Annotated in this window: 2 protein-coding genes; both read right to left on the reverse strand. The window is 46.9% G+C overall.

Annotation, left to right across the window (positions count from 1 at the left end; translation table 11 throughout):
- Window positions 1-269 (reverse strand): alpha/beta hydrolase (locus tag EGI32_RS11225; RefSeq protein ID WP_255155453.1); only part of this gene is annotated, 269 nt, incomplete at its 3' end.
- Window positions 270-411: 142 nt separating this feature from the next.
- On the reverse strand, window positions 412-2,021 hold a 1,610-nt coding region (locus EGI32_RS11230), incomplete at its 5' end, for a T9SS type A sorting domain-containing protein (RefSeq protein WP_255155454.1).

Genomic DNA, 2,021 nt, shown 5'->3' on the forward strand with positions numbered 1-2,021 from the left:
CGGTTTTTTACCGATGCGATGATGATGACCTTTTCAGTTGGTATGAGTTTCGAAACCTCAATGGCCATAATTCCCCCGAAAGATAAACCTATCAGAATGGGATGCTCAGTACTTACCTGCTCAAGCAACCGTTTTGCATACGCTGCAAGCGGTTCGTTCCGCAAAGCTGTTATCCATTTGATATGCACAATATGATGACCCGGGAATTTCAGGTATTTGAAAACCCTTTCATCTGCCCCCAACCCACTGAATAGGTAAATTGTCTTCATTTGCACGCAAAGATGCAAAGAAGTTTCATGTAAAGGCACAAGTGCAGTTATTGACTTCTGTAATTACTCTTTAAGGAAAATAAAAAGGCCGCTTCCTTTCAGAAGCGGCCTTCAATTTTATGGTAATTGATTATTCTATTGATTACCTGCGGATCACCACTTTACCGGTAGCGATACGTTTGCCAGCTGCATCGGTCAGGTCGATGAAGTAAACACCTGCTCCTGCGCCAACCATGTTAACAGCCATTTTCGCATATACACCTGTAAGAGTGTATTGTTGCTTGAATACCTGTGCACCCTTTGAATCATAGATAGACAGTGTGCGTGTGTGCGCTGCACCACCCCTGTTGTAGTATCTCACTTCAAACTTGCCGCTTGATGGGTTAGGATAAACGAACAGTGCATCTGAAGCAAGATCAGACAAGGTAACTGCGTCTGATACATCGAAACAACCGGTAACGGTATTGGTAGCCATCACAGTATAAGTTCCGAAATCATCCACAGAAACCGGCAATGGTGAAGTTCCAACGCCATTCAGCAAATTGCCATTTTTATACCATGCATAGGTGTAAGGACCAACTGCAGGGCTTACTACAGGGAATAAACCTGTCCTGATAGCCGGAGTGATATTGGCATAAGATTGTAATGCCAGTTCAACGGTCGGGGTCTGATTCACAGTCAATGTAGCTTCCGCTGAGTTAACCGCTCCGCAAGGAACACCGGATACCACCACACGGTATTTGTAACCGTTATTCAATGTTGTAACGCTAGTAAGGGTAAGCGTATTGGTAGTAGCACCGCTGTAGATACCAGCGTTGGTAACATTTACATAAGGGCCGCCGTTCACGCTCACCTGCCATTGGTAAGTGATGGTAGAACCGGTTGCAGTTACAGCAAATGTGGCGTTATCGCCAGAACAGATACGTTTGTTCTGAGGCTGTGCGCTGATGTTTACCGGAGTATTTACGGTAAGGGTTGCTACAGCTGAATTCAATGAAGGAGTACATGTACCGCTCAATACAACACGGTATTTGTAACCGTTCATTGTTGCAGTAAGGTTGGTCAATGTAAGTGTAGCCGCAGTAGCACCGGTGATGTTGGCGAAGTTTGTTCCGCCATCAGTGCTTTGCTGCCATTGATATGTAAGGCCGGTTCCTGCTGCTGCAACAGTAAATGTACCGTTAACAGTGCCGGTTACTGGCAAACAGATAGAGAAATCTACAGGCTGAGTAGAGATCGTTACAGGAACGTTCACTGTCAGCAACACACAAGATGAAGTGACAGGTCCGCAAGCTCCACCTACGATCACCCTGTAAGCACCTGCGTTTGCAGTGGTTACGTTAGTGAGCGACAAGGTTGCTGCAGTCTGTCCGGCCAGGTTGGTAAATGTACCTGCGCAGGTCGCGGCATATTGCCATTGGTAAGTAAGTGCTGTTCCTGTTGCAGCTACGCTGAAGGTAGCAGTAGCGCCAGAACAAACTGTAGAAGCTGCAGGCTGTGTACCGATCGAAACCGGAGTATTCACAGTAAGAGTGGCAGCCGAAGAAGTGATGCCTGTAGGAGTACAGCTGAATACGATCACCCTGTACTGGTTGCCGTTTTGAGCAGCAGTAGTAGCCGGAATAGTATAAGTTGCTGAAGTAGCACCTGCAATATCTGCAAAAGCAGGAGCAGCGATCGTACTCACCTGCCATTGGTAACCTGTTGGTGTACCGGTAGATGTTACGGTGAAGCTGGCAGCAGCTCCTGCAC

This window comes from Ferruginibacter sp. HRS2-29 (assembly GCF_024343615.1).
Taxonomy (GTDB): Bacteria; Bacteroidota; Bacteroidia; order Chitinophagales; family Chitinophagaceae; genus Ferruginibacter.